This is a genomic window from Streptomyces sp. NBC_01775 (assembly GCF_035917675.1).
In the GTDB taxonomy this organism is placed as follows: Bacteria; Actinomycetota; Actinomycetes; order Streptomycetales; family Streptomycetaceae; genus Streptomyces.
In genome coordinates this window covers 7,965,236-7,991,835 of record NZ_CP109104.1, presented here as the reverse complement: position 1 = coordinate 7,991,835, position 26,600 = coordinate 7,965,236, and the positions used below count along the sequence as shown (strand labels likewise).

Sequence of the window (26,600 nt, the reverse complement as noted above, 5' to 3'; positions counted from 1 at the left end):
CGTCACTCGCCGGCCATCAGCGACTCCAGGGCCTCAGCCGTATCGGGATAGCGGGCGGTCAGCGCCGCGCCCGCCGGCCCTGGGTCCGCCGTCTCCCACGTCCCCTCGTAGCCCAGCAGGTTCGCCACCGCGTCGCAGGACGCGGGGTGGGCGATCAGCAGTGCGCAGCCCCGGCCGCCGGTCGCGGGCCGTGCCGGAGGGACTAGTGCCGGATCCGGCTGCGCCAGCCACGGCGGCACCCACTCGTCCAGCGCCGCGAGCCGGCCGGGGAAGATCCGTCCGGCCTCGCGGATCAGCAGCGGAGCCAGCTCGGCCCCGTTCGCGCGCAAAGTGGTGATCAGGGTCGGCAGCCAGGGCAGGAGCACCGGGTCCGGGAGCCGTCCGAACGCGGTCGACACCGCCTCCACGACGAAGTCGGTGAGGTTGGGGACGGGCTCCAGGGCGTGGACGAAGCCGCTGAGGTAGCGCGGGTAGGAGGGCACCACCATGGGGTTGCCCAGCAGCTCGTCGCACCGCGCCCGCAGGTCCGCGCGGGAGAGGTTCCCGAGCTGTACCTGTGCCGCCCACAGCAGCGCCGTCTTCGACGGGTCCTGCGGGTGCGACTGCGCGACCGCCAGCTCCAGCTGGGTACGGTCACATCCCAGCGACAGCGCCAGGCTCTCCATGCTGAACAGGAAGCCCAGCATCGCCGCCACCTGGCGGTCGGTGGCGTCGTCGTCGGTGAACGCGGTCGGCAGCAGGGTGCAGTAGTGCGCGTATCCGGCCTTGACGAAGGACTCGATCCACGGCGGCAACACCGGCTCGCTGGTGCGGTAGTACGCCAGCAGCCGCCGCACCCGGCGCAGGACCTCCGGTGCGCCGTCGACGCTGCGTTCGGCCGCCAGCACCTCCAGGGCGCGGGTGCCCAGCTCGTCGGGGAGGCGGCGGCCGGGCAGGTACAGCGTCGCGTCCTCGACGGCCTCCAGGACGGTCGCCACGGTGGCCTGCGGGCCGTACGCCGTGCGGCGCAGGCGCTGCTCCAGGACCTGCTCGATGCTGACGCCCTCGTAGCCGAGCTCGATGAGCGCACGCTGATGGGTGCCCAGCGCCAGGTCCCAGGACTCCTGGATCGACCGCTCCCCCAGCTTCCGCTCGCCCATGATCGGCCGCGCGGCGCCCGGTGGCATCAGATACCGCAGCATCCACAGCACGTCGGAGCAGCGCCCCAGCTCCGGCCGCCCGGCTATGTCCAGCAGCGCACGCCGCACCCCGCGTTGCTGGAGCTTCAGGTCCAGCGGCGCGAGCCGGTCGTGGACGTCGCGGGCCAGGGGCGGCAGCGCGTCGTAGCCGACCTGGCCGACGCGGTCGCCGCCCATCATGATGTCCACGAGACGGCGCACGTCGCGCCGCCCCGGCACCCTGTCCTTCTCGATGCAGGTGACGGCCGCGTCCTGGAAGTCGTACGGCGTGGGCCTGGCCCGGTCGCGCATCCCGGCCAGCAGGATCGACGTCTCGAACACCGCGATGGCGTCGGCGGTGGAGGCGAGGTAGCCGTCGCGGCGCGCGGCGCGCACGATCTCCACCGACCAGCCCAGCAGTTCGGCCTCGTCGAGCTTGTCCAGGACGGGCGGTTGCCGAAGGAAGCCGGTCAGCTTGTCCGAGGGCGGGAGGGCCGCGACGGGTGCCGGGGCGGCCTTCTTCTTGGCCTTCGACTTCTTGGTGCCCGCCTGTCCCACCAGGCGGTACGGCTCCACGCGGGTGCGCCGGACGTTCTTCGCCCAGACCGTCGCGGCGATCGACACCGAGCCGGCGGCGAGGCCGAACTGCGCCTCGATCGCCGCGTGGCTGGACGGGATCAGGCCGTGCTGCCAGGTCGTGGCGCTGCGCGGGCTGATGTCGAAGGTGTCGGTGCCCTGGACGCCGAACTCCGCGACGTGGCTGGCCGCGTGGAAGGCGCCGCAGACATAGAGGCAGGCCGCCGGATCGGTGCCGGACTCGGACAGGTGCGCGCGCATCCTGGTCCACATGTAGCGCTCGCGGTCCTCGTCCACCCGCACCCGATGGGGGTCGCCGGGGGCCAGGCGCCGGAAGAGGCTGCCGATCAGGAGCATGACCTGGCGGTAGGTGTCGTGGTCGCTGTCACCGAGCGGCAGTTCGACGTACTGGTGCCACCACTCCGACCAGTGCCGCACCCTGCCGTGGCGCAGCAGGTGCTCCTCCAGCTCGGCGAAGCGTGGGCGCAGGTCGCCGATCTCCACACCGACCGCGTCGCCGTGCAGCGCGGCCTCTTCCTCGGCGGGTGACGTGTCCTGGCCGGACGCGTCCGCCCCCTCCGCCGGGCCGCCGGGCTCGGCCGCGTCGTCGGTGTGACTCCCACGCGCGTCCCACTGGAAGACGTGGTCCGAGGAGCGGTCGACGAGGACGAGCTCGACGCCAGGGGTGTCCAGTGCGTAGGCGATCGCCTGGTACTCCGCCGAGGCTTCGGTGATCGGTGCGACCACCGACAGCGGGGACCACTCGGGCGGAAAGCCCTCGATCTCGGAGGCGAACGCCTGGAGGGCCACCGGGAGCTTGCAGTTGCGCAGCTCGGTCAGCAGCGGCTCCAGGTCCTCGCACAGCTCCAGATACACCACCTTCGGCTGCTTCTCCCGCAGGCGGCGTGCCATCGCGAGCGCCGAGGCGGGCGAGTGGTGGCAGACGGGGAAGATCTCCAACGGCTCGCGCACCGCGCGGTCGACGTCCTCGACGATGCCCAGGAGGATGCCCTCCAGGGCGTCGGGCCCGTCGGCGAACGTGGCCGCGGTCTCCTGCAACTGCGCGCGCAGCTCTTCGAATGTGCCTTCGTGCGGGCCGCTCATGACGTCGTGGGGGCCGCTCATGACAGGGTGGCGATCGCGCCGCGACCACCCTCCAGGAACTCGGGCCAGGACCCGCCCTCTTCCTTGCTGCGCGGCTCGACGACACCGTGCAGGTATTTGTTGAGGATCGCCAGGTCCTCCGGCTCCCGCCGGGCCAGCGATCCGACGAGCGAGGAGGCCAGCGCCTGGGCGGTCAGGGCGCGCTCACCGAAGAAGTTGCTGTGCAGGATCGCGTCCTCCAGCACGCCGATCTGTTCGGCGGTGGACAGCGCGGACTCCAGCTTCTCGTCCTCGCTGCTCGCCGCTGCCGCCGAGGCGCGCAGGTCGGCGAAGCTCTGGAGCAGCACGTCGAGCAGCGTCGGCGGCACGTCCAGCTCGATCTGGTGGCGGCGCAGCAGTTCCTCGGTGCGGAAGCGGACGATCTCCGCCTCGCTCTTCTTGTTCGTCACCACCGGGATGCGCACGAAGTTGAAGCGTCGCTTCAGGGCCGAGGACAGGTCGTTGACGCCCCGGTCACGGCTGTTGGCGGTGGCGATGACCGAGAAGCCGGGCTTGGCGAAGACGATGTTGTCGCTGTCCAGCTCCGGGATCGAGATGTACTTCTCGGACAGGATGGAGATCAGCGCGTCCTGGACATCGCTGGTGGAGCGGGTGAGTTCTTCTATGCGGCCGATCGAGCCGCCCTCCATCGCGGTCATGATCGGCGAGGGGATCATCGACTCCCGCGACTGGCCCTTGGCGATGACCATGGAGACGTTCCACGAGTACTTGATGTGGTCCTCGGTGGTGCCGGCGGTGCCCTGCACGACCTGCGTGGAGTTGCGGCAGATCGCGGCGGACAGCAGCTCGGCCAGCCAGCTCTTGCCGGTGCCGGGGTCGCCGATGAGCAGCAGGCCGCGGTCGGAGGCCAGCGTGACGATGGAGCGCTCGACGAAGCTGCGGTCGCCGTACCACTTCTGCGAGATCTCCCGGTCCAGGCCGTCGGAGCGCTGGGAGCCCAGGATGAAGAGGCTGACCATCTTCGGGGACAGACGCCAGGAGAACGGCTTGGGGTTGTCGTCGATCGACTCCAGCCAGTCCAGCTCTTCGGCGTACTTGGTCTCGGCGGGGGCGCGCAACATGTCGGACATAACGGTGCCTTTCTGGGCAAGCGTGAGCGAGGGAGTCTTACAGGCGCGTCTTGCGGGCGCGTCTCTTGTCGTGCGGGCGCGTCTTAAGCGAGGAAGTTCTTGAGCTCGTGGACGAGCTTGCGTATGTGGCCGGAGAGCACCGGCGTCCCCTGGTCCTTGAAGCGCTCCCGGAACCACGGGTTGACGCTGCCGCGGCCCGCGCTGGTCACCGAGCCGACCGGGATGAACTTGGCTCCCGAGCGGTGAATGGCGGCCATGGCCTCGAACAGCGGCTCGTACTGCCACTCGTAGAAGTCGGAGATCCACACCACGACGGTGTTGCGGGGCTCGGCGATCTTCGGCTGGACCAGTGCCATGGCGGCCGTGCCGTCGGTGCCGCCCCCGAGGTTGGTGCGCAGCAGGGTCTCGAAGGGGTCGTGCACCCACGGCGTGAGGTCGAGTGCCTGGGTGTCATAGGCGACGAGGTGGACGTCCACCTTCGGCAACCCTGCGAAGATCGACGCCAGGATGGTGCAGTTCACCATCGAGTCGACCATCGAACCCGACTGGTCCACGACGACGATCAGCCGCTGGGGCGTCGTCTTGCGGGCCGTGTGCCGGTAGTAGAGGCGGTCGACATACAGCCGCTCCTCCTCCGGGCTCCAGTTGGTGAGGTTCTTCCAGATCGTGCGGTCGAGGTCGAGGTTGCGGAACACCCGCTTGGGCGGGACCGAGCGGTCCAAGGCGCCCGCGCTGGCCTTTTCCACCTGCGTGCGCAGCACTTGGGCGACCTCGTCGACGAAGCGGCGGATCAGGTCCTTCGCGTTGGCCAGGGCCACGCCCGAGAGGTTGTCCTTGTCCCGCAGCAACTGGTCGATCAGCGACATGCTGGGGGACAGCTGTGCGGCGAGCTTGGGGTCGGCCAGCACCTCGCGCAGGCGCATGCGCTTGACGAGGTCTGCCTCGATGGCGCCCAGTTCCGGGCCGATCTCCGGGATCAGCCGGCTGAGATCGGGCGTCGTGCGCCGGCCGCCGGTGCCGGTCGGGCTGACGCCCTGTCCCCCAGCCCCTCCGTCAGCCCCTCCGCCAGCCCCGGCGCCTCCCCCGGCGCGGCCACCGCGCATCTCGCCCGGCCGGCAGCCGAGCGCGCGCTCCAGCCAGCCCGCGTCGGACTGCCAGCGCGCCAGCTGTCCGGCGGTGACCGAGCCGGAGCCGGCGGAGAAGACGTTGAGCAGCACCTTCGACACCAGCGCCGCGCGCCGCACTTCGGCCGCCCGGTCGCGTGCGTCGTCGTCGGGGTCAGAACTGGGATCGGGCTCGGGCGCCATAAGACCGTCGAACTCGGCGGCCAGCTCCGGATGGCGCTGCACGATCGAGTCGACGGACGCCTGCGGATCCAGCAGCGCGGGCGGCAGACCGATGTCCTCGACGACGGCGAGGCTCGCCGATTCCAGCGTGGCCTGCTCCTCGTTGTCGAAGAGGCGGGCGAGGAGGCGCCAGTACAGGACCTGGCGGCGGTTGTCGTGGGGGTCGGCGCCGGCGTTCTGCGGGGGCGCCTGCCCCGTGGTGTGGTCCGTCATTTGCGCAGCAGCCTCCCGGCGCGCTCCCGCAGCGCGGCCACGGCGTCGGTGGCGGCCTTCTCGGCCTTGACCCCGGCCTTGTCGGTCGTGCCACCGGCCCATCCTCCGGCGTGGAGCACGGCGGACTTCTTCCGCACGGTCGTCTCGACGGCCAGCGGCTGGAGACGGAAGGCGCCGGCGTCCCAGCGCAGCAGCCCGACGCACGTGCCGGAGGCCGCGACGGCCTCGGGGGTGAGCGGGCCGGCGGTCGGGATGCGGTCGGTGTCGACGGCGAGCGGGTACCCGGCGACGGTGAACGTCAGCGCGCCGTCGTCCTTCCGCGCCGCGTAGCCCTCCAGGAACACGGGTACGGCGATGCGCGCCGGGTGCCGGTCCAGGGGCGCGGTCGTCGCGTCGGTGGCGGCGGGCAGCGCGACGCGGGCGGTGGCCAGGGGGTCGGCGGGCTCGCCGGGGCGTGCGTGCTCGTCGCTCCAGATCAAGTCGCCCTCGGCGGTGACGGGCATGCCGTCCAGGTCCATCGAGCGGCCTTCGCCGACCGCCGCCAGAAGGGACATGTGCGGGCGCAGCAGCTGCCAGAGACCGGCTCCGACGACCGTGTCGGGCTTGGGCACCGACACACCGGCGCGCACCAGGCGGGACGCGGTGCCGTCCGCCGGTTCGAACACGGCGTGGACCTGGGCCTGCACGGCGGTCGCGTGTTCCTGCACGTCGACGCCGAGGGGCAGCAGGCGGCCGGTGGCCGTGCCTGTCGCGGGGACGTCGGCAGCACCGGGCACCGTCAGCAGCATCGCGCGTGACCACAGGTCCGCCCAGCGGCGGGCCGGGACGCGCTCCAGGGACGCACCCGGGCAGGACGCGGCGAGCTCTGCCGCGAAGCCGTCGAGGAGCGTGGCCAGCCGACGCAGGGACGGGTCGGGCAGCATCGTGGAGACGACCTGTGCCGCCCCGGAGACCACCTCGTGGTCGATGCCCTGCCACCCGGCCCGCGCCACATCCGAGAGCCAGGAGCGGGCGGCGGCGAGCAGGTTCGGCATGTCCTGCCCGGCGGGCGGCGGAACCGTCTCCTCGCCGCGCGGCCGGCCCGTCGTCTCCGCCACGCGGGTCAGCAGCGCGTCGTGGACGGAGCCGAGCAGCGCGGTGCGGGCGGCGGCGAGCGCGAGGAAGTGGTCCTCGCTCGCGACTCCCTCCGCCGCCTTTTCGGCCGCCTCCGCGGTCCTGGCGGCCAGCGGCGTTCCCGCGACGGCGTGGGCGAGCTCCGTCAGCCCGGCGGCCTGGGCGGGCGCGGGGCGGAGCAGGCCGGAGACGAGGGCCCCGTCGAAGGCGTCGACGGCCGTCAGGGCTTCGTCGAGCCCGTCGGTGGGCTCACCCAGCAGGCCGGCCCCCTCCCCCGCGCTCGCACCGGGCTCGACCGGGAGCGCCCTGACCGCCGCCGCCCTGGTGGGCGGGAACCACTGCATCTCCGGCAACGGCGCGGTGGTCGGGGCCAGTTCCAGGTAGGCCAGGTGGCGCAGGAACCGGCTGAAGACGGTCGCGGCGGCCTGGGTGTCGTCCCGCCGCGGCTGGGCGTCGAGCATGTCCGAGATGATGGTCAGCTCGCTCGGCTCCTCCGCCGCGGGCTCGGCCTTCAGGTAGCGGGACACGCGCTCGGCGCCGTACTGGAGCACCGCCTCTTTGATCAGGGCCTCGATGTGCTTGCAGAACGAACCCCACGAGCCGCCGCAGGGACGGTTGTTGTTGGTGCTGCACGCGAAAGCGTAGGTACCGGCCGCGACCGACGAGACATAGACGCGCCCGATGTCCGAGCCGCTGGACACCACTCCCTGCAAGCGTCCGTCGGCCAGCTCGACGAACGGGACTTTGGCGAGCTTTCGCGGCCGTGCGGGCGCTGTCACCCGTGCCGTGCTCGACCTTTCCCAATCTGACAAGGCGTCATCTCCTTTGCGCCAAGGGGCAGTCCGCACCAGAGCGGCGGGACACGACAGAACCTACTGCCGGTCACTGACAACGCCGATCCCGGGCCCCGCTCACGGGCCCGGATGGCTCCGGAGAGCCTGCGGGACCCGGGGCCCGACAAGGCACAATGAGGTGTGACCGAGGACGAGGATCCGTATCTGTGGCTGGAAGAGACCGAGGGCGATGCCGCGCTCGCCTGGGTGGGTGAGCGGAACGCGGAGACCCTCGCGGAGCTGACCGCCGATCCCGGGTTCGAGGGGCTGGAGAGGGCGGCGCGGGAGGTCCTGGGCGACTCCTCGCGTATCCCGTACGTCGTGCGCCGCGGCCCGCATCTCTACAACTTCTGGCGCGACGCCGATCACGTCAGGGGAGTGTGGCGGCGCACCACCCTCGACGAGTACCGCGGAGCGAGCCCGCGCTGGGAGACGGTCCTCGATGTGGACGCGCTGGCCGCCGCCGAGGACGTGCCCTGGGTGTGGGCGGGCGCGTCGGTGCTGCGGCCCGGCCTGAAGCGGGCGCTGGTCGAACTGTCCCGGGACGGGGCTGATGCCACCGTCGTGCGGGAATTCGACATGGAAGGGCGCACGTTCGTGGAGGACGGCTTCCGGCTGCCGGAGGCCAAGAGCTCCGTCGGCTGGATCGACGAGGACCACCTCTTCGTCGGCACCGACACCGGCCCCGGGACGCTCACCGCCTCCGGCTACCCCCGCACCGTGCGCCGCTGGCGGCGCGGCACCCCGCTCGCCGAGGCGCCCCTCGTCTTCGAAGGCGCGCACGAGGACGTGTCCGTCGGCGCCTGGCACGATCCCACACCCGGGTTCGAGCGCGAGCTGGCCGTCCGCCAACTGGACTTCTGGCACAGCGAACACTTCCTGCTCAGGTCCGACGCGCCTTCGGACACCGCTTGGACCTCCGCTCAGGAGGCCGCTCAGCACGGCGTCGGGGACACCGCGCCGGTGCGGATCGAGGTGCCCGACGACGCCCTGGCCGAAGTCCACCGGGAGTGGCTGCTGGTCACCTTGCGCTCCTCCTGGCTGGACCGGCCCGCCGGAGCGCTGCTGGCCTTCGGCTTCGACTCCTTCCTCCGGGGCGAGCGGGCGCACGAGGTGCTGTTCACGCCCGACGCGCACACCGTCCTCGACGGTTACGCCGTCACCCGTCGCCACCTCGTCCTGGAGACCCTCACCGATGTCTCCTCCCGCCTCCAGCTGCTCACGCCGAAGGCCGGCGGAGAGGGCGGCTGGTCGCGCGGCCCGCTGGAAGAGGTGCCACCGCTTTCCACGGCCGCCGTGCGGGCCACCTCCCCGGACGAGGAGGACGAGAACGCGGAGGAGATCCTGTTCGACGTCAGCGGTTTCCTCCAGCCCTCCACGCTGCACCGGGCCGTGGCCGGTGCCCCGGGTCTGGAGACGCTGAAGCAGGATCCGGAGCGCTTCTCCGCCGAGGGACTGTGCGTACGGCAGCACTTCGCGGTGTCGGCGGACGGCACCCGCGTGCCGTACTTCGTGGTCGGGCCGGAGCAGCGGGAGGGGCCTGTCCCCACGCTCCTCTACGGCTACGGCGGCTTCGAGGTGTCGCTCACCCCCTTCCACTCCGCGGTGACCGGCAGAGCATGGCTGGAGCGCGGCGGCGCCTACGCGGTGGCGAACATCCGCGGCGGCGCCGAGTACGGGCCCGCTTGGCACCGGGCGGCGCTCGGCGCCCACCGGGAGCGGTCCTTCGACGACTTCGCGGCCGTCGCCGGGGACCTGGCCTCGCGGGGCATCACGACGCCGCAGCGGCTCGGCATCACGGGCGCCAGCAACGGCGGCCTGCTGATGGGTGTCATGCTCACCCGCCACCCCGAGCTGTTCGGCGCGGTCGTCGCCGAAGTACCGCTGCTGGACATGGTGCGCTTCCACCGGCTCCTCGCGGGCGCCTCCTGGACCGCGGAGTACGGCGACCCCGACAACCCCGACGAGCGGGCCCACCTGCTCCGCTGGTCGCCGTACCACCGCCTCGACCCCCACCGCGCCTGCCCGCCGCTGCTGCTGACGACCTCCACCCGCGACGACCGCGTCCACCCGGGCCACGCCCGGAAGATGGCCGCCCGCATGCGCGAACTGGGCCTTCCGGTGCGCTACTTCGAGAACACCGGCGGCGGCCACGCGGGCGCGGCCGATCACAAACAGGCCGCGTTCATCGAAGCCCTGAGCCACACCTTCCTCTGGCGCACGCTGAGCGAGGAGGGCCGCGTTCCGGGGTCCGACGGCTGACCTCACAGCCCCAGGGCCGCCAAGCCCCGAAGGGGCGCGGGGAACTGCGCGACCAGCCCCGGCGCAGCCGCACTCTGCACAGCACAGCCAGGGGCAGCTCCCGCTCAGCACCAGGAAGAGGGCAACTGCGCTATGCTCGGAATTGGGCAGTCGCCCAATGCAACTGCCCAAGGGGAAACGTGTGCGGTGTGGTTCAGCGCGCGTACCGCAAGAGGAGCGGAGGAGAGATGGCGCCATCCGCATCGTCGGAACGGGGCAAAGAGGTACGGCAGCAGCTGCTGCGCGCGGCAGCCGAGCTGATCGCGGAGCTCGGCTGGCCGGCGGTCAGCACCCGCGTGCTGGCCACGCGCGCCGGGGTCGGCCCCGGACTCGTCCACTATCACTTCACCTCGCTCCAGGCCCTGCTGACGGAGGCCGCACTCGGAGTGATGCGCGGCCTCGCCGATGAACTGACCGCCCTGCTCGACCAGGTCCGGTCACCCGAGGAGGGCCTGGAGCTGATCGTCGGCGGGCTGGGCGGGCACGACCCGCAGGATCCGACCTCACGGCTGTTCAGCGAGGCGTACCTGGCCGCCACCCGGGACGCGGAACTGCGCCACGCCATCGACGAGTTGATCGTCGAATTCCGCCGCCCGCTGGCCCTGTGGCTCGACGAGCACGACGTCCCGGAGCCCGAGGCCACCGCCGCGGTGCTGGCCGCCGCGCTCGACGGGATCATGCTGCACCGCGCCCTGAGCCCCGGCCTCACGGCCGAGGACATCACCCGCGTCCTGCGGCGCCTCCTCCTCGCGCCGGACCCCCGGTAACTCCCGTACCGCCAACGGAAGGGGAACAAGATGAAGGCCGTGATCTGCGGCGCCGGCATCGCCGGGCTCGCGCTCGCGCACCGCCTGGACGCGCTGGACTGGGACGTCGTCGTACTGGAGAAGGCACCGGAGCCCCGCACCCAGGGCTACATGATCGACTTCTTCGGTCCCGGCTACGACGCCGCCGAGGCCATGGGCCTGCTTCCCCGCATGCGGGAGCTGAGCTACCGGATCCAGGAGGCCGCCTTCCTGGACGAGGCCGGGCGGCAGCGCGCCACCCTGGGCTACGGGCAGTTCGCGAAGGTGGTCGACGGCCGCATTTTCAGCATCATGCGGCCCGACCTGGAGCGGGCCCTGCGCGAACAGCTCAGCGGGCGCGTCGAGTTGCGGTTCGGCACCGGGCCGGCCACCCTCCACGACGGCACCGACGGGGTGCGCCTCACCCTGACCGACGGCACGGCGCTCGACGCCGACCTCGTCGTCGGGGCGGACGGCATCCACTCCACCGTCCGCCGCCTGGCCTTCGGCCCTGAAGAGGACTTCCTGCGCCCCCTCGGCTTCCACACAGCCGCGTTCGTCTTCACCGACCACGACATCCACGCCCGGACCCAGGGGCGCTTCTCCCTCACGGACACGGTGGGCCGCCAGATCGGTCTGTACGGGCTGCGCGACGGGCGGGTGGCGGTCTTCGCCGTGCACCGCACGCACGAGCCCGCGCTGCCCGAGGACGCGCGCGCCGCCCTGTGCAGCGAGTACGGATCGTTGGGCTGGATCGTCCCCCAGGCGCTCGCCCACTGCCCGCCGCACGAGGAGGTCTACTACGACCACGTCGCGCAGACCCAGGTGCCGCGATGGAGCCGAGGCCGTATCGCGCTCCTCGGCGACGCCTGTTACGCGGTCTCCCTGCTCGCCGGGCAGGGCGCCTCCCTCGGCATCGCCGGCGCGTACGTCCTCGGCCGGGGACTGGCCCTCCACAGCTCGGTCGAGGACGGGCTGGAGGCCTACGAGAAGGTGTGGCGCCCGGTGACGGCGGAGAAGCAGCAGGTCGCCCGCAGCGGCGCACGCTGGTTCCTGCCCTCCTCCCCCCTCCAGCTCCGCGCCCGCCACGTGATGATGAAGCTCGCCCGCCTGCCCGTCATCGACCGCCGCGTCGCCGCCGCACTCGTCGGCAAGACCACCGGTGTCCTCCCCGGACCCACCACCACGGGCCGGCCCTGATCAGCAGCCCATGGCGGACTCGTCCTGGGACCTGCCGGAGGAAAAGATCTGCGGATCGCCGTGAACTTTCCTGCCGGGCCCTGCATCGAACTCTGTGTACGGCCCAATAACGGGGGAAGCACAAGCAGGGAGCAGTGGCAGGATGACTCAGCACCACGACGACACGTCGATCGAGCAGCAGGCCGGGACCGCGCGCATGAGCGCCCGTCCGCGGCGCAAGGCAGCCCGCGTCGCCGCTGCCGCCACCGCCGTGCTGGCAGCCGGGGCTCTGCTGGTCGGCTGCGGCGGCAAGGACAGCGACGCTTCCGGCACCCACAAGTCGGGGGGCGACGCCGCCCCCGCGGGCTCCCAGAGCAAGGCCCAGGGCGGCGGATCGGAGAAGACCGACACGCTGGCCGCCAAGAGCGGCACCTCCAGCGCGAACTTCGGCTCCAGCAAGCCGGGCAGCTGCACCAGCCAGGACCTGAAGGCGACCATCGGCCCCAACCACCCCGGTGCCGGGCAGGAGAACTTCTCGCTGGTGCTGACCAACAAGTCCGGCGAGTCCTGCACCGTACGCGGCTACCCCGGCTTCGCCTTCCTCAACAGCGACGACGAGCAGGTCTCCGTCGACCCCGAGCGCGACGGAAGCAGCGCCCGCGCCATCAAGCTCGGCGCGGGAGACAGCGCCTGGGCGGCCCTGTCCTTCAGCAACCCCAAGGCCACCGGTGTACCCACCGTGACCCCCAAGACCGCGCTGATCACCCCGCCCGACCAGCGCTCCTCCCTCCGGGTCTCCTGGAAGGGCGGCCCGGTGACCGCCACCGGCAAGGCGTCCGTGCCGAAGATCGGCACCCTCAACCCCGGCACCGGCGGCTGACCACCCCGGTGCCATACCGGCAGGGCTCCGAACCCCGCGCGGGCACACGACGGTGACGACCAGCGTCCACCGGGCCACCGACCGAACCACCCGGCCCCACAGACGCCCACCGCCGCGCAGCCCCGGGGACGACCGACGGAGCCCTGCCACACCCCCGCACACACCTGCGACCAGCCCGGCCTGACGGGCGGAGGCCGGAAGCCAGGTGTGTGCGGGGGCCGAATCAGAGCGCGGCCGGCATCCCCGTGCGGCATCCGAGAACGTCTCGTCCCCCGTACGAGACGACCTCGGGTGCCGGCCGGCCGCGCTCCGTTCCGGGGCGTCACCCACGTGCAGCGCTACTGCCGTCGCGGCGGCGGTAGCGCTCCGTAGGGCACCGTCCCGCTCAGGCCCCCCGGGACGGCGACCGGCATGCCCCTCAGACGCTGTCCGGTCCGACGCGGCGGCCTTACGGGGCAGCCAGGCGCGGCCCCGTCGCCTCCGACGCCTGATGGCCGCCCGCCCCGCGTGGCCCGCCTCATGTCGCCCGCGTCACGGCCACCGCCGCCTTGAGGTCGGCCCAGAATCCGGGCTGGACGCTGATGCGGTAGCCCAGCCGGTAGACGGTTGTCCTGGCCGGGCCGCGCACGCGCAGCTGTACCTCGCTGGGGCCCGGGTGAGCCTGGAGGATCTCTTTGAGCTGCTCGACGGACCGTGGGGTGACGTGCGCTTCGAGCATGTCGAGGCGGAGCGGGGCGTGCGCGTCGCTCAGATCGGGGACGGTCAGCTCCATCGCGACCAGCCGGGGCACGTCCTCGCGCTTGTCCAGCCGGCCCTTGACGAAGACGATCGCGTCCTCGGTCAGCTGGGTGGAGGCGAGCTGGTAGGTGGCGGGGAAGAACATGCAGTCGATGGAGCCGGCCAGGTCCTCGACGGTGGCGATCGCCCAGGGGCTGCCCTGCTTGGTCATCTTGCGCTGGAGGCCGGAGATGATGCCGCCGAGTGTGACGACCGCGCCGTCCGAGTGGTCGCCGCCGGTGAGCTGCCCGATGCCCGCGTCCGCCTTGCCGGACAGCACATGTTCCAGACCGAAGAGCGGGTGGTCGGAGACGTAGAGGCCGAGCATCTCGCGCTCCTGGGCCAGCAGGTAGGTCTTCTCCCACTCGTCGGTGGAGAACTCGGCGTCCAGTCCGAAGCCGGGGCCCGCGTCCGCCGCGTCGTCCCCGCCGAGGTCGCCGAAGAGGTCGAACTGGCCCTCGGCCTCCTTCCGCTTGACCTGGACGACGTTGTCGACCATCGGCTCGAACTGGCCGGTGAGGCCCTTGCGGGTGTGGCCCATGCTGTCGAACGCACCTGCCTTGATGAGCGATTCGGTGGTGCGCTTGTTGCAGGCGGTGGCCTCGATCTTGTCGAGGTAGTCGGGGAAGGAGGTGTATTTTCCCTTCGCCTTGCGGGCCCGGATGATCGAGTCGACCACGTTCGTGCCGACGTTGCGGACGGCCTCCAGGCCGAAGAGGATCACCTCGTCGCCCTGGGCGGCGAAGTGGTGCACCGACTCGTTGACATCGGGCGGAAGCACCTTGATGCCCATGCGGCGGCACTCGTTGAGGTAGACGGCGGATTTGTCCTTGTCGTCCTTGACCGAGGTGAGGAGCGCCGCCATGTATTCGGCCGGGTAGTTGGCCTTCAGATACGCGGTCCAGTACGACACCAGGGCATAGGCCGCCGCGTGGGCCTTGTTGAAGGCGTATCCGGCGAACGGCACCAGCACGTCCCACACGGCCTGGATCGCCTCGTCGGAATAGCCGCGCTCCTCGCAGCCGGCGCGGAAGGGGACGAACTCCTTGTCCAACACCTCTTTCTTCTTCTTGCCCATCGCACGCCGGAGAAGGTCGGCCTGCCCCAGCGAGTATCCGGCCAGCACCTGGGCGGCCTTCTGCACCTGCTCCTGGTAGACCACCAGGCCGTAGGTGAGACCCAGTACCTCTTTCAGGGGCTCTTCGAGCTCCGGGTGGATCGGGGTGATCTCCTGCTGGCCGGTCTTGCGCAGCGCGTAGTTCGTGTGCGAGTTCATGGCCATCGGGCCCGGCCGGTACAGGGCGGTGACGGCGGTGATGTCCTCGAACTGGTCCGGTTTCATCAGCCGGAACAGGGCGCGCATCGCGCTGCTGTCGAACTGGAAGACGCCGACCGTGTCACCGCGGCCCAGCAGGTCGAACGTGGGGGCGTCGTCGAGCGGCAGGCTCAGGAGGTCGATGTCCAGACCCTTGTTGGCCCGCACCATCTTGACGGCGTCGTCCATGATGGTCAGGTTGCGCAGGCCCAGGAAGTCCATCTTCAGCAGGCCGAGCGATTCACACGTGGGGTAGTCCCACTGCGTGATGGTCACGCCGTCCGTGTGCCGCACCCAGACCGGGGCGTGGTCGACGATGGGTTCGCTGGACATGATGACGCCCGCGGCGTGTACGCCCATCTGCCGGACCAGGCCCTCGACGCCCTTCGCGGTGTCGATGACCTTCTTGACGTCCGGCTCGTTCTCGTACATCGCCCGGACCTCGCCCGCCTCGGCGTGGCGCGGATGCGCGGGGTCCGTGATCCCCGCCAGCTCGATGCCGCCTCCGCCGAGGTCGGCGGGCATGGCCTTGGTGATGCGGTCGCCCATCGCGTACGGGTAGCCGAGCACGCGTGCGGAGTCCTTGATGGCGTTCTTGGCCTTGATCTTGCCGTAGGTGCCGATCATGGCGACCTTGTCGGCGCCGTACTTCTCCGTCACATACCGGATCACCTCGGCGCGTCTGCGCTCGTCGAAGTCGATGTCGACATCCGGCATGGAGATGCGCTCGGGGTTGAGGAACCGCTCGAAGATCAGGCCGTGCTCGATGGGGTCGAGGTCGGTGATGCCCATGGCGTACGACACGATCGAGCCGGCCGCCGAGCCACGCCCCGGGCCCACCGCGATGCCGTTGTCCTTGGCCCACATGATGAAGTCGGCGACCACGAGGAAGTAGCCGGGGAACCCCATCTGGACGATGACGTCCATCTCGTACTCCGCCTGCTTCAGGCGGTCTTCCGGGACGCCGCCCGGGTACCGGCGCGCCAGGCCCCGGCGGACCTCCTCCTGGAACCAGGTGACCTCGCTCCAGCCCTCTGGGATGTCGAACTTCGCCATCAGATCGCGCTTGACGAACATGCCGGAGGTGTCGACCTGTTCGGCGACCAGGAGGGTGTTGCGGCAGCCTTCCTGCCAGGCGTCGGAGGAGTCGACCGCGTACATCTCGGCCGCGGACTTCAGGTAGTAGCCCATTCCGTTGAAGCGGAAGCGGTCCGGGTCGGAGAGGTTCTTGCCGGTCTGGATGCACAGCAGGGCGTCGTGCGCGCTCGCCTCGTGTGCGTAGGTGTAGTGCGAATCGTTCGTCACCAGGGACGGGATCCCCAGCTTCCTCCCGATCTCCAGCAGGTCGCCGCGGACCCGGCGTTCGATCTCGATGCCGTGGTCCATCAGCTCCAGGAAATACCGCCCTTTGCCGAAGATGTCCTGGTACTCGCCGGCCGCCTTCAGCGCCTCGTCGAACTGACCGAGCCGCAGCCGGGTCTGCACCTCACCCGAGGGGCACCCGGTCGAGGCGATCAGCCCCTCGGCATGCTCGGCGATGACCTCCTTGTCCATGCGCGGCCACTTCTGGAGCCACCCTTCCGCGTACGCGTCCGAGGACAGCCGGAAGAGATTGTGCAGCCCGGCCTTGTCCGCCGCCCAGATCGTCTTGTGCGTATAGCCGCCCGAGCCGGAGACGTCGTCGCGCTTCTGGTGGGGCTGCCCCCACCGCACCTTCCGCTTGTCGCGCCGCGACCGGGGCGCCACGTACGCCTCGATCCCGATGACCGGCGTCACGCCCGTGGCCTGGGCCTGATGGAAGAACTCGTACGCCCCGTGCAGGTTTCCGTGGTCGGTCATGGCGATGTGCGACATGCCCATCTCCTGGCAGGCCGCGAACATGTCCCGCAGCCGTGCGGCGCCGTCCAGGAGTGAGTACTGCGTGTGCACATGCAGATGCGTGAATGGCTGTGGCACTCCCGCCCCCGGCTCAGGCGCCGGACTCAAGGCTCTGGGCGATCGCCCGCAAGCCCGCGGCCACCTCCCGCGCCGACGGCGCACGCTCAGGGTCGACCAGCCACTGCTGCGTCAGGCCGGCGACCAGGGCGTTGTGCACCGACCCGACCGCGCGGGCCAGGTCGATGTCCGTCGCGCCGTCGATGCCGTGCAGATCCGCCGCCAGTTCGGTGCGGGCCTGTTCAAGGGCGTCGGCGATCTGCTGACGGATCTCGGGGAAGCGTTCGGCCTGCGCGAACGCCTCCGTGCTGGCGACCAGAAGGGGCCGGTCCGTGGCCTGGGACTCGACGATCCGCGCCCACATCGCCTCAAGTCGCGTTCCGGCATCGGCGCCCCCGGAGCCCTCCGACGCGGCCGAACCGGCCGCCCCGGCACGGAGCTTGTCGCCCCATTCCTGGAGCGTCTCCAGAAGCGCCGCGTTGAGCAGCCCCTCTTTCGAGCCGTAGTGGTAATTGATCGTGCCGAGCGGCGCGTTGGCGGCGGCGGCGATGTCCCGCGAGGTCGTACGGGCGTATCCCCGCTCCTCCAGGCACCGCTTCGCCCCGGCCATCAGCTGTTCGCGATGTCCCATGCCGGCCAGCGTAGCCCATACTTGAACGAGCGTTCAGAACGCGGGTTCAGAACGTTCGTTCAAGTGCGCTTCGGGGCCGGTTGCTGCGAGATCGCCGACCGCCGGCTCCGGGCGGGCACGTGGATCGACCCCGACCGCCGGCCAATGGCAACCCGGGACCGTCAATGAACCGCGTCCCGGCGTTTACGTGTTCAATGGCGCCACCCAGCTGGCCATAGGCACGTGCGGCGCGGGCGATCTTGCGCTGGTCGCGGCGGCAACGGTGATCAGTACACCCGCCGCAGACCGCTTCGTACTAGTGCCCCTCCCGGCAAGCTTTGCCCCGTCGCGCCGCCCGGCACGCACTCCCCCAAGCTCTCCGAGCAGGGGGTGCCCCCAGCGGCGTTGGCCCAAAGCCCTGGTAGCTCCTTCCCCAAGCTCTCAGCTTCTCCCCCGGCCTTCGGCCGGGAGGTGCCCCCAGAGCAGGGCAGACCCCGATCAAGGACTTCCGGCCGCCTCGCGATCGCACGCTCCCCCACGCTCGGCCCCGCTCGCGCGGGCGGTGCCCCCACGACGACGCTCCTTCCGGGCAAACATTGCCGGTCACGGCACTAGACGTCGCCAGCAAGACCCTCGGCTCCGACCGGTCGTCGTGGGTAACAGGCCACGGCTACCTCCCCGCGTTCCCCCAGGGAACGATCGGCGGGCTGTGGGAGCACCATGCCGTGGTCCGCCTTCCGGGCGGGCTGCGGGGACCACGCCTGGGGCTGGTGATCGCTGTCGTCCCCAACCACGTCTGTACGCCGGTGAATCTCGCCGATGAGCTATTGGTCGCGCAGCACGGTGAGGTGATCGACCGCCGGCCCGTTGCCGCACGAGGCGCCAACTCGTGACCACCAGTTCAGTCAGCCCGCGCCCGAACCCCGGTCGGCCGGCTCAGCGAAGTGAACTCCATGCTCGCTTGGGCACGTGAGGTCTTCCTGTCGCGCGGCTGAGAGACCGAGGTGTGGAGCGAGCCTCCGGAAGCAGAGGCAGCGACCGCGTGCTTCCTCCCGGGCTACCGGCGCTGGCATCATCGGCCGATGGATTTTCTCGCGTTACTACCCACCTTCGTGGCTGCTGTGCTGCTCATCTCGGCGTCACCGGGACCGGCGATGATATTGATCTTTCGGCAGGCGGCGTTTCGCGGGTGGCGGGCGGCCGTGCCCACTGTCCTGGGGCTCGAAGCGGGCCTGTACTTGTGGGCGCTGGCCGCCGGCGCCGGTTTGGCGGCTCTCGTGGCAGTCTCCGAGGTGGCGTTCGTCGTGCTTCGCGTTGTCGGTGCGGTGTTCCTGGTCTACCTCGGCATCAAGACCTGGCGTACGGCGTGGCGCAGCCGCTCCCGCCGGGGTGTCGCACGGACCGATGAAGAAGCCTTGATCGCGTCGCCGCTGAGCCGACGGGGGTGGTGGGCGGCCTTCGGTGAAGGGACAGTGGTGATGCTTGCCAACCCCAAGGCCGCTATTTTCATGATCGCGTTCTATCCGCAGTTCATTCCGGCAAGTCGTCCGCTGTTCGCCACCACCGCACTGCTGGCCGCGGTCCAGGTACTCATCGAGACGGCGTTCTACCTCACCTTGGCCGCTGTTGTGGGCCGCACCGGGGCCTGGTTCCGCCGACCACGGATCCGGCGCCGCGTCGACGCGATCAGCGGAGGCGTGCTGGTCGCCTTGGGGCTGCGGCTGGCCACGACCACCCGCTGAACCCGTCCTCTGCGCGGCAGGGCGAACGGCCGTCGGCAGATCGATCCGTCAGTATTTCCGACCGATAGCACTCGGAAAGATTCACTTTACGGACGTGAACGCGTCGGACAAGGTAGGGCGGCATGGATATCGAGGCACTGTGCCGGGACGCCCCCGGGGCCGCGCACCGGGTGCACATGAACAACGCGGGTGCCGGCCTGCCCGGCCGGGGCCACGCATGGACATAGCCGCGCTCAGCATCGTTGCCGTCGCCGGACTTCTGTCCGGGACCGTGAATTCCATTGCCGGCGGCGGCTCGCTGCTCCTGTTTCCCGCACTGCTCGGTGTTGGCCTGCCCCCGCAGGCGGCCAATGTGACCAACTCGGTGGCAAATTGGCCCGGGTTCGCGGGCCAGGTCTACGGTTTCGCCGAGGAACTGAAGACGCAGCCCCGAAGAAGGCTCGTACTGCTGTCCGTCGTCACCGGCATCAGCTCGGCGGCGGGCTCGGCACTGCTGCTCGCGACTTCCAGCGCCAGCTTTGACCAGGTGGTTCCGGCACTGGTGCTGTTCGCCAGCTTGCTCCTTGCCGGGCAAAAGCAGGTGAAGAAGCTCACGAGGAATGCGGATCCGCGGGCATCGGGCCGTCCGCGCCAGAACATGGTCACGCTCTCCCTCGCGATGGCCGCAGCCGGCATCTATGGCGGCTACTTCGCCGGCGCGTTAGGGGTGATCATGCTCGCGACGCTGGCCATGGTCACGGCCGAAGATCTGCGCCGCCTCAATGCGCTCAAGGCGGCCCTGTCGCTGGTGAACTCAACCGTCACGCTGCTCATCTTCGCGGCGTTCGGTCCGGTGCACTGGACAGTGGTCGCTGTCGCGGCGCCGATGGCTCTGGCCGGCGGATACCTCGGTGCCAGGCTGGCCCGGTGGATGCACGAGGAAGTGCTTCGGTGGTCGGTGGTGACCATCGGAGTATCGGTCTCCGCCGTTCTGCTCGTGACGTGAGTTCGCCGTTCCATGTCCCGGCCGACCCGCCCCTCGAACCTGATCACATGCTAGGAGCACCAGCCGACATGATCCGTGCCGCCACCGTGAACGACATCCCCGAGATCCGCGCGATGATCCGCGAACTCGCCGCATATGAACGGGCCGTTGAGCAGGCCCGAGCCACTGACGAACAGCTCCGGGAGGCGCTGTTCGGGGAACATCCCGCGGCATTCGTGCTGATCGCCCAGGACGAGAACGCTGGTGAGGCCGTGGGTTACGCCCTGTGGTTCCCGCGTTTTTCCACCTGGACCGGTACCCGCGGAATGCACTTGGAGGACCTCTACATACGTCCGCACGCCCGCGGCGCGGGACGCGGCAAGGCCCTGCTCGCCGCGCTTGCCGCGATCTGCCGGCAAAACGATTACGAGCGCTTCGAATGGTGGGTCCTGGCCTGGAATGAGCCGACGATCGCGTTCTACAAGTCGCTCGGGGTTGAGCTCCTGGACGAGTGGACGGTGTGCCGTCTGAGCGGTGAACCCCTCATGGGACTCGCCGCCCAGGCCCCGCCCCTCGTGAACCAGCTCTCCGCCTCTGGAGGGGAAGCCCGATGAAACCGCCTGTCGCAGCCGTGAGCGAAGCCCACGGCACGCTGGAAAGGCTCGTCGCCGGAGTGAACGACCAGCAGGTCGCCGAGGCATCCGCCCTTCCGGGCTGGTCGCGCGGCCACGTACTCGCACATCTCACCGACAACGCCAGGATGTTCACCCGTATCGCGGAGCATGCCCTGCGCGGAGAGCTCGTGGCGGCCTACGACGGTGGCATGGACGAGCGCAACGCGATCATCGAGGCCACGGCCGGCCGCAGCGCCGACGAGCACCGGGCCGAACTCGCGCGGCACACTGCCCGGCTTCAAGCGGCGTGGGCACGCGTCGGCGCCGCGCACTGGAGCCGTCCGGTCACGTTCCGCAACGCGGACCTTGCCGCGACGGTCCGGGCTCGCTGGCGCGAGGTGTGGATCCACATGACCGACCTGGAACTCGGCGTGCGGCCGGACGACTGGCCCGAGGAACTGGCCTGCCATGCCGTCGACTTCCTTCTCTGCCGCCTTCCGGTAGGCACCCTGGTGCGTGCCCAGGACGTACACCGCCGGTGGTCCACCGGCGACGATCCGGCCACGGTGGTCACCGGGCAGGTACGCGACCTGGCCGCCTGGCTGGCCGGACGCACACCCACGGTCCCGCCGGTGGCGGCGGAGGGCATGCCCGCTCTCGGGCCCTGGCCACCCCACCCCCCGCAGCAGCTCGACGCAGCCTCGCGCAACGCCCGTGGCCGCTGAAGGGAAGAGTCTCTATGCGCGCTGTCATCGTCTGGTGGGATCTGTCCGCCTCCGGCCAGACCATCGAGTCCATGCGGGAGTACCTGCGTGCGGAATCCGTGGCTTCGTTCTCCGAGGTTCCCGGGCTCCGCTTCAAGATGTGGCTCTCCGATCCCCACACCCACCGGTGGGGAGCCGTCCTGCTGTGGGAGTCGGAAGAGGCATCCCGGCAGGCACTGCCCAGCCGGGCACTCGAACTCATCGGCTACCCTCCCGTCGTCGCGTACGGGTTCGACGTAGAGGCAACGGCCGAGGGACGGTACGAAACAGAACGACTCTCCCCGCGAGGGCTGGCCTTCTCCCGGGCCACCGACGGAGATCGGTTCTGAACTGCGGAACTCGCACAACAGAGCCGGAAAAGAATCGCCCGCTCAGACCTTGGCCCCCGCCGCCGAGGGGACCGCGTCGCTCTCCTCGGCCTCCTCGGCGTCGGGCTCGGCGCGGCGCACTGCCGGGATGGCGGCCGTGATGGCGACGGCGACCAGGGCTACGCCGCAGCCGATCAGCAGCCCGGCGCGGAAGCCGCCCTCGGAGGTGAAGCTGTGGCCGCCCACGGTGGTGGTCATCTGGGCGAGGACGACGCCGATCACGGCGGCGCCGATCGAGGTGCCGAGCGAGCGCATGAGGGTGTTGAAACCGTTGGCGGCGGCGGTCTCGGACAGCGGGACCGAGCTCATGATGAGGGCGGGCATGGCGCCGTAGGCGAGGCCCACGCCACTGTTGATCACGATGATGGTCAGCATGATCCCCCACGCCGTGCCCATCAGCGCCATGGCCAGGCCATAGCCGGCGGCGATGATCAGTACGCCGCAGATCAGCGTGAACTTCGGGCCACGCGCGTCGGTGAGCTTCCCGCCGAGCGGGGAGACGAGCATCATCATGATGCCGCCGGGCGCCATCCACAGTCCGGAAGCCAGGATCGACTGGCCCAGGCCGTAGCCGGTGGCTTCGGGAAACTGAAGAAGCTGCGGCATGACCAGCATGCCGGCGTACATCCCGAAGCCGACGAAGACCGAGGCGGCGTTGGTGAGCAGCACCCGGGGGCGGGCCGTGGTGCGCAGGTCGATCAGCGGCTCGTTCGCGCGCAGCTCCCACAGCCCCCAGCCCACCAGCAGCACGACGGCGGCGGCGAACAGGCTCAGCGTGGTCGCCGAACCCCAGCCCCAGTCGGCGCCCTTGGAGACCGCGAGCAGCAGGGCGACCAGACCGGCGCCGAGGCCGAGCGCGCCGGGCACGTCGAAGCGCTGGCCCTTCGCACCGGCGGGCACGTCCGGGATCAGGAACCAGATCAGCGCCGCGATCACCACGGCCAGCGCGGCGGAGCCCCAGAACAGCGCGCGCCAGTTCGCGTACTGGGCGACGGCGGCGGCGATCGGCAGGCCCAGGCCGCCGCCGATGCCCATGGAGGCGCTGACCAGGGCGATGGAGGAGCTGAGCTTCTCCTGTGGGAGCACGTCGCGCAGGAGGGCTATGCCGAGCGGCAGCATTCCCATCCCCATGCCCTGCATACCGCGCCCGACGATCATCGGGACGACGGAGGAGGAGAGCGCGCACACCACGGAGCCGACGATCAGCGGCACCGAGCAGGCGAGCAGCATCCGGCGCTTGCCGAACAGGTCGCCGAGCCGCCCGGTGACCGGCACGCAGACGGCGGCCACGAGCAGGGTGACGGTGATCACCCAGGCGGCGTTCGACGAGGTGGTGTGCAGCATCTTCGGCAGCTCCGCGATGAGCGGGGTGACCAGCGTCTGCATGATCGCCGCCGTGGTGCCGGCAAAGGCCAGCGTGGCGACCACGCCACCTGCACGGGATGTGGGCTGGGGGCCGTCCATGACGGGACTCCTTGAGTGTGTTTCACGGCAACGATATGCATTCTACACTTCATATGTATCTAGCATGTCTCATGGCCCATACACATTGCATGAGAGGATGGGCACGAGAGGGGCCATCGTGGGGCGCGGCCATCGTGGAACGGTCGCGGCAGAACAGGAAGCAGGAGGCGGCGGGACGCATGATCAGGCCGACGCACGAGGTCGAGTACGAGCAGATGCTGCTCAGCCGTCACACGTTCTTGAACCAGAGAGGCGGACGCCGCAAGGACGGTGTACTGGAGCGCAGCGCCTACATCCTCCTCAGCCGCATCCGCGTTCAGGGGCCCATGTCGATCGGCGAGTTGAGCGATGCCTTCGGGCTCGACGCCTCCACCCTCAACCGGCAGACCGCAGCCGCGATGCGCGCCGGGCTCCTGGAACGCATCCCCGACCCCGAGGGGGGCATGGCCCGCAAGTTCCGCATCACCGACGACGGCGTACGCATGCTCGACGAAGAACGCGAGGGCATCGTCCAGTCCCTGGACCAGGTCATGGAGAGCTGGTCGGACGACGAGATCGCGGACTTCGCCTCCTACTTGAGGCGCTTCAACACCGACATCGAGCGCCTCGGCGGACGCCCCTGGCCGCGCCCCTGACCCGGCGGAACCGCCACCGGGTCAGGCGAGCGCCCGGCAGGTGGTGAACCCCTACCAGGTGACGGGTAGTTCGTAGACGCCGTAGACGACCGAGTCGTACTTGAAGGGGATCTCCTCCAGTTCCGCCGCGACGCGCAGCGTCGGGATGCGGCGGAAGAGGGTGGGATAGACCACCTGGAGCTCCATCCGGGCCAGCGGCTGCCCGACGCAGTGGTGGGTGCCGGCGCCGAACGCCTGGTGCAGGCGGGCGTCCCGGGTGAGATCCAGCCGGTCCGGAGCGGGGAAGACGGCGGGGTCGCGGTTGGCCAGTTCGCCGAGCAGGATCACGCCCTCCCCCGCGCGGATGGTCCGGCCGGCGATCTCGATGTCCTCCAGCGCCGTCCTGCGGCGCCCGAGGTGGACTATGGAGAGGTAGCGCAGCAGCTCCTCCACGGCGGAGACGATCACTTGGGGGTCGCCGGTCCCGGGGTCGCCGGCCTCGCGGACGCGGGCGAGCTCGTCCGGGTGCTGGAGCAGGAGCATCGTGCCCAGGGTGATCATGTTCGCCGTGGTCTCGTGGCCGCCGAGCAGCAACAGCACGCCCATCGTGGCGGCCTCACGGCGCGTCAGCTCCCCGTCCCTGATCCGCTCGGCGAGCCGGGAGAGCAGGTCGTCGCCGGGCTCGGCGAGCTTGCGGCCGACCAACTCGTCGAGGTATTCGGCGAGGTTGGCGTGGGCGGTCCGCCGCGTCTCGGGGCTCGCGACGGCGGAGACGATGTCCTTGCTGTTGGTCTGGAAGAAGTCGTGGTCCTCGTAGGGCACGCCGAGCAGTTCGGAGATCACCAGAGAGGGAACGGGCAGAGCCAGCGCCTGAACCAGGTCGGCGGGCTTCGGTCCGGCCAGCATCCGGTCGATGAAACCGTCCACCATCTCCTGCACGACGGGCCGCAGCGCCTCCACCCGCTTGACGGTGAAAGCACCGCTGACCATACGGCGCAGCCGGGCGTGCTCCGGGTCGTCCATCCCGACGAAGCTCATGTCGCTCGACCCTCCCCCTGTGTGCTGGGGGTCCACCGGACTCGGGAAGCCGGGGTGGGAGAAGTCGGCGCTGAGCCGGGGGTCGGAGAGGAGGACCTTCTGCTCGGCGTGCCCGGTAACAGCCCAGGGGGTGCTGCCGCCCCAGGACCGGACCCTGGTCAGCGGGCCGGGCAGCGCCAGTTCACGCAGCTGGGGCGACGGGTCGAAGGGGCAGGCCGATGAGCGCGGTGAGGGGAAGTCGGGGATTCCGGCCGAGGAGGCGCCGGTCGCGGGCACAGTGGACATGTTCGTACTCCGGTGGTCGGAGGGGAGAGGGTCGTTCAGGAGGCGCGCGTCGGGGGCGCTCCTCCGCACTGCCGCTACGGGCTCGGCACGGGCCGGCGCGTGCTTGCGTCGACGAGAGCCTGTCGGTGCAGTCGGGTCTGCTTGGGCATGTTCCAGCCGAGGACGGCCGTGGTCCGGCCCGCCTGGGAGAAGACGGCGACGAACCTGCGGTCCTGCTCGGTGCCCTCCACGACGGTCACCTCGGCATCCGGCGTCGGTGTCCCGTGGACCTGGATCTTCGCGGCGAACTGGTCCGTCCAGAAGTACGGGACGGGCGTGTAGGGCCGGTCCTCGCCGAGGAGGACGGAGGCGACGGCCGACGGCTGCTCGATCGCGTTCGTGCGGTTCTCCAGGCGCAGCGACATGCCCAGGGTGCCGTGGTGCCAGCGGGCCACGTCCCCGGCGGCGTAGACGCCGGGCGCCGCGCGGCAGTACGCGTCACACACCACGCCGTCCGCCACCTCCAGGCCGCTTCCGGCCAGCCATTCGGTCGCCGGCGCGCTCCCGATCGCGACCACCACCAGGTCGGCGGGCAGGGCCTCACCGCTCGGCAGCCGCACACCGGTGACCCGCCCCCGGTGCGAGGTCAGCCCGGCGACCGCCGTGCCGGGTACGAGGCGGACCCCGTGCTCGGCGTGCAGCTCGGCCAGCAGCCCGGCGGGCCAGGGCCCCAACTGGCCGGACATCGGCGCGGGTTGGGGGCCGACCAGCGTGACGGAGGGGCCCGTCTGCCGGGCCGTGGCGGCGATCTCGGCCCCCAGCACGCCGTCCCCGACCACGACGACCCGCGAGGCGTCCGCCAGGGCGCTCCGCAGCGCCACCGCGTCATCCAGCGTGCGCAGCACATGCACGCCGCGCAGCTCCTCCTGGCCGGGAAGCGTGCGCGGGCGCAGCCCCGTCGCGACGACGATCGCGTCGGCGCCGAGGCTGCGTCCGGCGGCGGTGCGCACGGTGCGGGCCGCCGCGTCGAGGGAAACGGCCGCGTCACCGAGCAGGAATTCCGCGTCCAGGGTGTCCAGCCTCTCCTGGGTGCGCAGAGGTGTGCGGTCGGGCTCCCAGGCGCCGGAGAGCACCTGCTTGGACAGCGGCGGCCGGTCGTACGGCAGGTGGGTCTCGGCGCCCAGCACCGTCAGCCGGCCCTGATAGCCCTTCCGGCGCAGGGCTTCCGCGGTGCCGAGGCCGGCGGCGGAAGCGCCGACCACCAGCACGCTTCGGGGAACGCTCACGAGCCCTCGCCGACCTGGATGGCGGCGGCCGGGCACACGCTGGCGGACTCACGGACGGCGGCGTGCTGCTCCTCGGGAGGTGTGGCGTCGAGCAGGACGACTATGCCGTCGTCGTCGCGCTGGTCGAAGACCTCCGGCGCGATCAGCACGCACTGCCCGGCACCGCAGCACTTCTCTTCATCCACGGTGATCTTCATGGTGCGCTTGTCTCCATTCGGTGGGGGACGT

21 protein-coding genes and 1 pseudogene are annotated in these 26,600 nt (G+C 70.7%); 11 read left to right on the top strand and 11 right to left on the bottom strand.

Annotated elements, in window-relative coordinates; translation table 11 throughout:
- Positions 1 to 2: 2 nt before the first annotated feature.
- From OHB04_RS35295 to OHB04_RS35275, 5 genes and pseudogenes are all read right to left on the bottom strand, one after another.
- Positions 3 to 2,837, bottom strand: coding sequence for a DUF5682 family protein (locus OHB04_RS35295; RefSeq protein WP_326809581.1), 2,835 nt, complete (start codon positions 2,835 to 2,837; stop codon positions 3 to 5).
- A 17-nt stretch (positions 2,838 to 2,854) separates the two neighbouring features.
- Complete coding sequence (locus OHB04_RS35290; protein WP_326691702.1) at positions 2,855 to 3,967, bottom strand: ATP-binding protein; 1,113 nt, start codon at positions 3,965 to 3,967, stop codon at positions 2,855 to 2,857.
- Positions 3,968 to 4,050: 83 nt separating this feature from the next.
- Positions 4,051 to 5,526 carry a VWA domain-containing protein gene (locus tag OHB04_RS35285; protein ID WP_326691701.1) on the bottom strand — a complete coding sequence of 492 codons (1,476 nt, stop codon included), beginning with the start codon at positions 5,524 to 5,526 and terminating at the stop codon, positions 4,051 to 4,053.
- Positions 5,523 to 6,863: a hypothetical protein gene (locus OHB04_RS35280; RefSeq protein ID WP_442815121.1), complete on the bottom strand. Its 1,341-nt coding sequence runs from the start codon at positions 6,861 to 6,863 to the stop codon at positions 5,523 to 5,525. Before OHB04_RS35280 ends, OHB04_RS35285 begins: the two co-directional genes overlap by 4 nt.
- 87 nt (positions 6,864 to 6,950) lie before the next feature.
- Positions 6,951 to 7,451, bottom strand: a pseudogene (locus OHB04_RS35275) (hypothetical protein); the annotation flags it as partial.
- 162 nt (positions 7,452 to 7,613) lie between these two features.
- On the opposite strand from OHB04_RS35275, the gene OHB04_RS35270 reads away from it, so the two are divergent.
- The 4 genes from OHB04_RS35270 (at position 7,614) to OHB04_RS35255 (ending at position 12,617) form a co-directional block, all read left to right on the top strand.
- Positions 7,614 to 9,734: a prolyl oligopeptidase family serine peptidase gene (locus OHB04_RS35270; protein WP_326691700.1), complete on the top strand. Its 2,121-nt coding sequence runs from the start codon at positions 7,614 to 7,616 to the stop codon at positions 9,732 to 9,734.
- Positions 9,735 to 9,961: 227 nt separating this feature from the next.
- Complete coding sequence (locus OHB04_RS35265) at positions 9,962 to 10,540, top strand: TetR/AcrR family transcriptional regulator (RefSeq protein ID WP_326809047.1); 579 nt, start codon at positions 9,962 to 9,964, stop codon at positions 10,538 to 10,540.
- Between the two features lie 30 nt (positions 10,541 to 10,570).
- Positions 10,571 to 11,758 carry an FAD-dependent monooxygenase gene (locus OHB04_RS35260; RefSeq protein ID WP_326691698.1) on the top strand — a complete coding sequence of 396 codons (1,188 nt, stop codon included), beginning with the start codon at positions 10,571 to 10,573 and terminating at the stop codon, positions 11,756 to 11,758.
- A gap of 142 nt (positions 11,759 to 11,900) precedes the next feature.
- Positions 11,901 to 12,617, top strand: a complete 717-nt coding sequence (locus OHB04_RS35255) for a DUF4232 domain-containing protein (protein ID WP_326809046.1) — start codon at positions 11,901 to 11,903, stop codon at positions 12,615 to 12,617.
- 517 nt (positions 12,618 to 13,134) lie between these two features.
- Here the strand turns inward: OHB04_RS35255 and dnaE are convergent.
- Together dnaE and OHB04_RS35245 are read right to left on the bottom strand one after the other, a co-directional pair.
- Positions 13,135 to 16,665 (bottom strand): DNA polymerase III subunit alpha, encoded by a 3,531-nt coding sequence (dnaE, locus tag OHB04_RS35250; protein ID WP_326809045.1) that lies wholly within the window; start codon positions 16,663 to 16,665, stop codon positions 13,135 to 13,137.
- 13 nt (positions 16,666 to 16,678) lie between these two features.
- A complete protein-coding gene (locus tag OHB04_RS35245; RefSeq protein WP_326691695.1) occupies positions 16,679 to 17,275 on the bottom strand; it encodes a TetR/AcrR family transcriptional regulator in 597 nt (198 codons plus the stop codon).
- Between the two features lie 575 nt (positions 17,276 to 17,850).
- On the opposite strand from OHB04_RS35245, the gene OHB04_RS35240 reads away from it, so the two are divergent.
- The 6 genes from OHB04_RS35240 (at position 17,851) to OHB04_RS35215 (ending at position 21,667) form a co-directional block, all read left to right on the top strand.
- Entirely contained in the window at positions 17,851 to 18,147 is a 297-nt protein-coding gene (locus OHB04_RS35240; RefSeq protein WP_326809044.1) for a hypothetical protein, read from the top strand.
- 189 nt (positions 18,148 to 18,336) lie between these two features.
- Entirely contained in the window at positions 18,337 to 18,996 is a 660-nt protein-coding gene (locus OHB04_RS35235; protein ID WP_326691693.1) for a LysE family translocator, read from the top strand.
- A 217-nt stretch (positions 18,997 to 19,213) separates the two neighbouring features.
- Entirely contained in the window at positions 19,214 to 19,981 is a 768-nt protein-coding gene (locus tag OHB04_RS35230) for a sulfite exporter TauE/SafE family protein (RefSeq protein ID WP_326691692.1), read from the top strand.
- A gap of 68 nt (positions 19,982 to 20,049) precedes the next feature.
- Positions 20,050 to 20,574, top strand: a complete 525-nt coding sequence (locus OHB04_RS35225) for a GNAT family N-acetyltransferase (RefSeq protein ID WP_326809043.1) — start codon at positions 20,050 to 20,052, stop codon at positions 20,572 to 20,574.
- Positions 20,571 to 21,299 (top strand): maleylpyruvate isomerase family mycothiol-dependent enzyme, encoded by a 729-nt coding sequence (locus tag OHB04_RS35220; protein WP_326809042.1) that lies wholly within the window; start codon positions 20,571 to 20,573, stop codon positions 21,297 to 21,299. The genes OHB04_RS35225 and OHB04_RS35220 overlap by 4 nt, the downstream gene beginning before the upstream one ends.
- A 14-nt stretch (positions 21,300 to 21,313) precedes the next feature.
- Entirely contained in the window at positions 21,314 to 21,667 is a 354-nt protein-coding gene (locus OHB04_RS35215) for a hypothetical protein (protein ID WP_326691689.1), read from the top strand.
- A 42-nt stretch (positions 21,668 to 21,709) separates the two neighbouring features.
- Here OHB04_RS35215 and OHB04_RS35210 read toward each other — a convergent pair whose 3' ends face one another.
- Positions 21,710 to 23,170, bottom strand: coding sequence for an MFS transporter (locus OHB04_RS35210; protein WP_326809041.1), 1,461 nt, complete (start codon positions 23,168 to 23,170; stop codon positions 21,710 to 21,712).
- A 179-nt stretch (positions 23,171 to 23,349) separates the two neighbouring features.
- Between OHB04_RS35210 and OHB04_RS35205 the strand changes: the two genes are divergently transcribed.
- Positions 23,350 to 23,805, top strand: a complete 456-nt coding sequence (locus OHB04_RS35205) for a MarR family winged helix-turn-helix transcriptional regulator (RefSeq protein ID WP_326691687.1) — start codon at positions 23,350 to 23,352, stop codon at positions 23,803 to 23,805.
- A gap of 51 nt (positions 23,806 to 23,856) precedes the next feature.
- On the opposite strand, the gene OHB04_RS35200 is transcribed toward OHB04_RS35205, so the two are convergent.
- The 3 genes from OHB04_RS35200 to OHB04_RS35190 all read right to left on the bottom strand — a co-directional run bounded on the left by OHB04_RS35200 (position 23,857) and on the right by OHB04_RS35190 (position 26,569).
- Positions 23,857 to 25,107 carry a cytochrome P450 gene (locus OHB04_RS35200; protein ID WP_326691686.1) on the bottom strand — a complete coding sequence of 417 codons (1,251 nt, stop codon included), beginning with the start codon at positions 25,105 to 25,107 and terminating at the stop codon, positions 23,857 to 23,859.
- A gap of 74 nt (positions 25,108 to 25,181) precedes the next feature.
- Positions 25,182 to 26,372 carry an NAD(P)/FAD-dependent oxidoreductase gene (locus tag OHB04_RS35195; RefSeq protein ID WP_326691685.1) on the bottom strand — a complete coding sequence of 397 codons (1,191 nt, stop codon included), beginning with the start codon at positions 26,370 to 26,372 and terminating at the stop codon, positions 25,182 to 25,184.
- Positions 26,369 to 26,569, bottom strand: a complete 201-nt coding sequence (locus tag OHB04_RS35190) for a ferredoxin (RefSeq protein ID WP_326691684.1) — start codon at positions 26,567 to 26,569, stop codon at positions 26,369 to 26,371. Before OHB04_RS35190 ends, OHB04_RS35195 begins: the two co-directional genes overlap by 4 nt.
- Positions 26,570 to 26,600 lie beyond the last annotated feature (31 nt).

Bases quoted from the DNA above. Each gene is read 5' to 3' on its own strand.
- OHB04_RS35295 (WP_326809581.1), bottom strand. From the start codon at position 2,837: ATGAGCGGCCCGCACGAAGGCACATTCGAAGAGCTGCGCGCGCAGTTG.
- OHB04_RS35215 (WP_326691689.1), top strand. From the start codon at position 21,314: ATGCGCGCTGTCATCGTCTGGTGGGATCTGTCCGCCTCCGGCCAGACC.
- OHB04_RS35220 (WP_326809042.1), top strand. From the start codon at position 20,571: ATGAAACCGCCTGTCGCAGCCGTGAGCGAAGCCCACGGCACGCTGGAA.
- OHB04_RS35245 (WP_326691695.1), bottom strand. From the start codon at position 17,275: ATGGGACATCGCGAACAGCTGATGGCCGGGGCGAAGCGGTGCCTGGAG.
- OHB04_RS35285 (WP_326691701.1), bottom strand. From the start codon at position 5,526: ATGACGGACCACACCACGGGGCAGGCGCCCCCGCAGAACGCCGGCGCC.
- OHB04_RS35235 (WP_326691693.1), top strand. From the start codon at position 18,337: ATGGATTTTCTCGCGTTACTACCCACCTTCGTGGCTGCTGTGCTGCTC.
- OHB04_RS35255 (WP_326809046.1), top strand. From the start codon at position 11,901: ATGACTCAGCACCACGACGACACGTCGATCGAGCAGCAGGCCGGGACC.
- OHB04_RS35230 (WP_326691692.1), top strand. From the start codon at position 19,214: ATGGACATAGCCGCGCTCAGCATCGTTGCCGTCGCCGGACTTCTGTCC.
- OHB04_RS35200 (WP_326691686.1), bottom strand. From the start codon at position 25,107: ATGTCCACTGTGCCCGCGACCGGCGCCTCCTCGGCCGGAATCCCCGAC.
- OHB04_RS35260 (WP_326691698.1), top strand. From the start codon at position 10,571: ATGAAGGCCGTGATCTGCGGCGCCGGCATCGCCGGGCTCGCGCTCGCG.
- OHB04_RS35225 (WP_326809043.1), top strand. From the start codon at position 20,050: ATGATCCGTGCCGCCACCGTGAACGACATCCCCGAGATCCGCGCGATG.
- OHB04_RS35210 (WP_326809041.1), bottom strand. From the start codon at position 23,170: ATGGACGGCCCCCAGCCCACATCCCGTGCAGGTGGCGTGGTCGCCACG.
- OHB04_RS35190 (WP_326691684.1), bottom strand. From the start codon at position 26,569: ATGAAGATCACCGTGGATGAAGAGAAGTGCTGCGGTGCCGGGCAGTGC.
- OHB04_RS35265 (WP_326809047.1), top strand. From the start codon at position 9,962: ATGGCGCCATCCGCATCGTCGGAACGGGGCAAAGAGGTACGGCAGCAG.
- OHB04_RS35290 (WP_326691702.1), bottom strand. From the start codon at position 3,967: ATGTCCGACATGTTGCGCGCCCCCGCCGAGACCAAGTACGCCGAAGAG.
- OHB04_RS35205 (WP_326691687.1), top strand. From the start codon at position 23,350: ATGATCAGGCCGACGCACGAGGTCGAGTACGAGCAGATGCTGCTCAGC.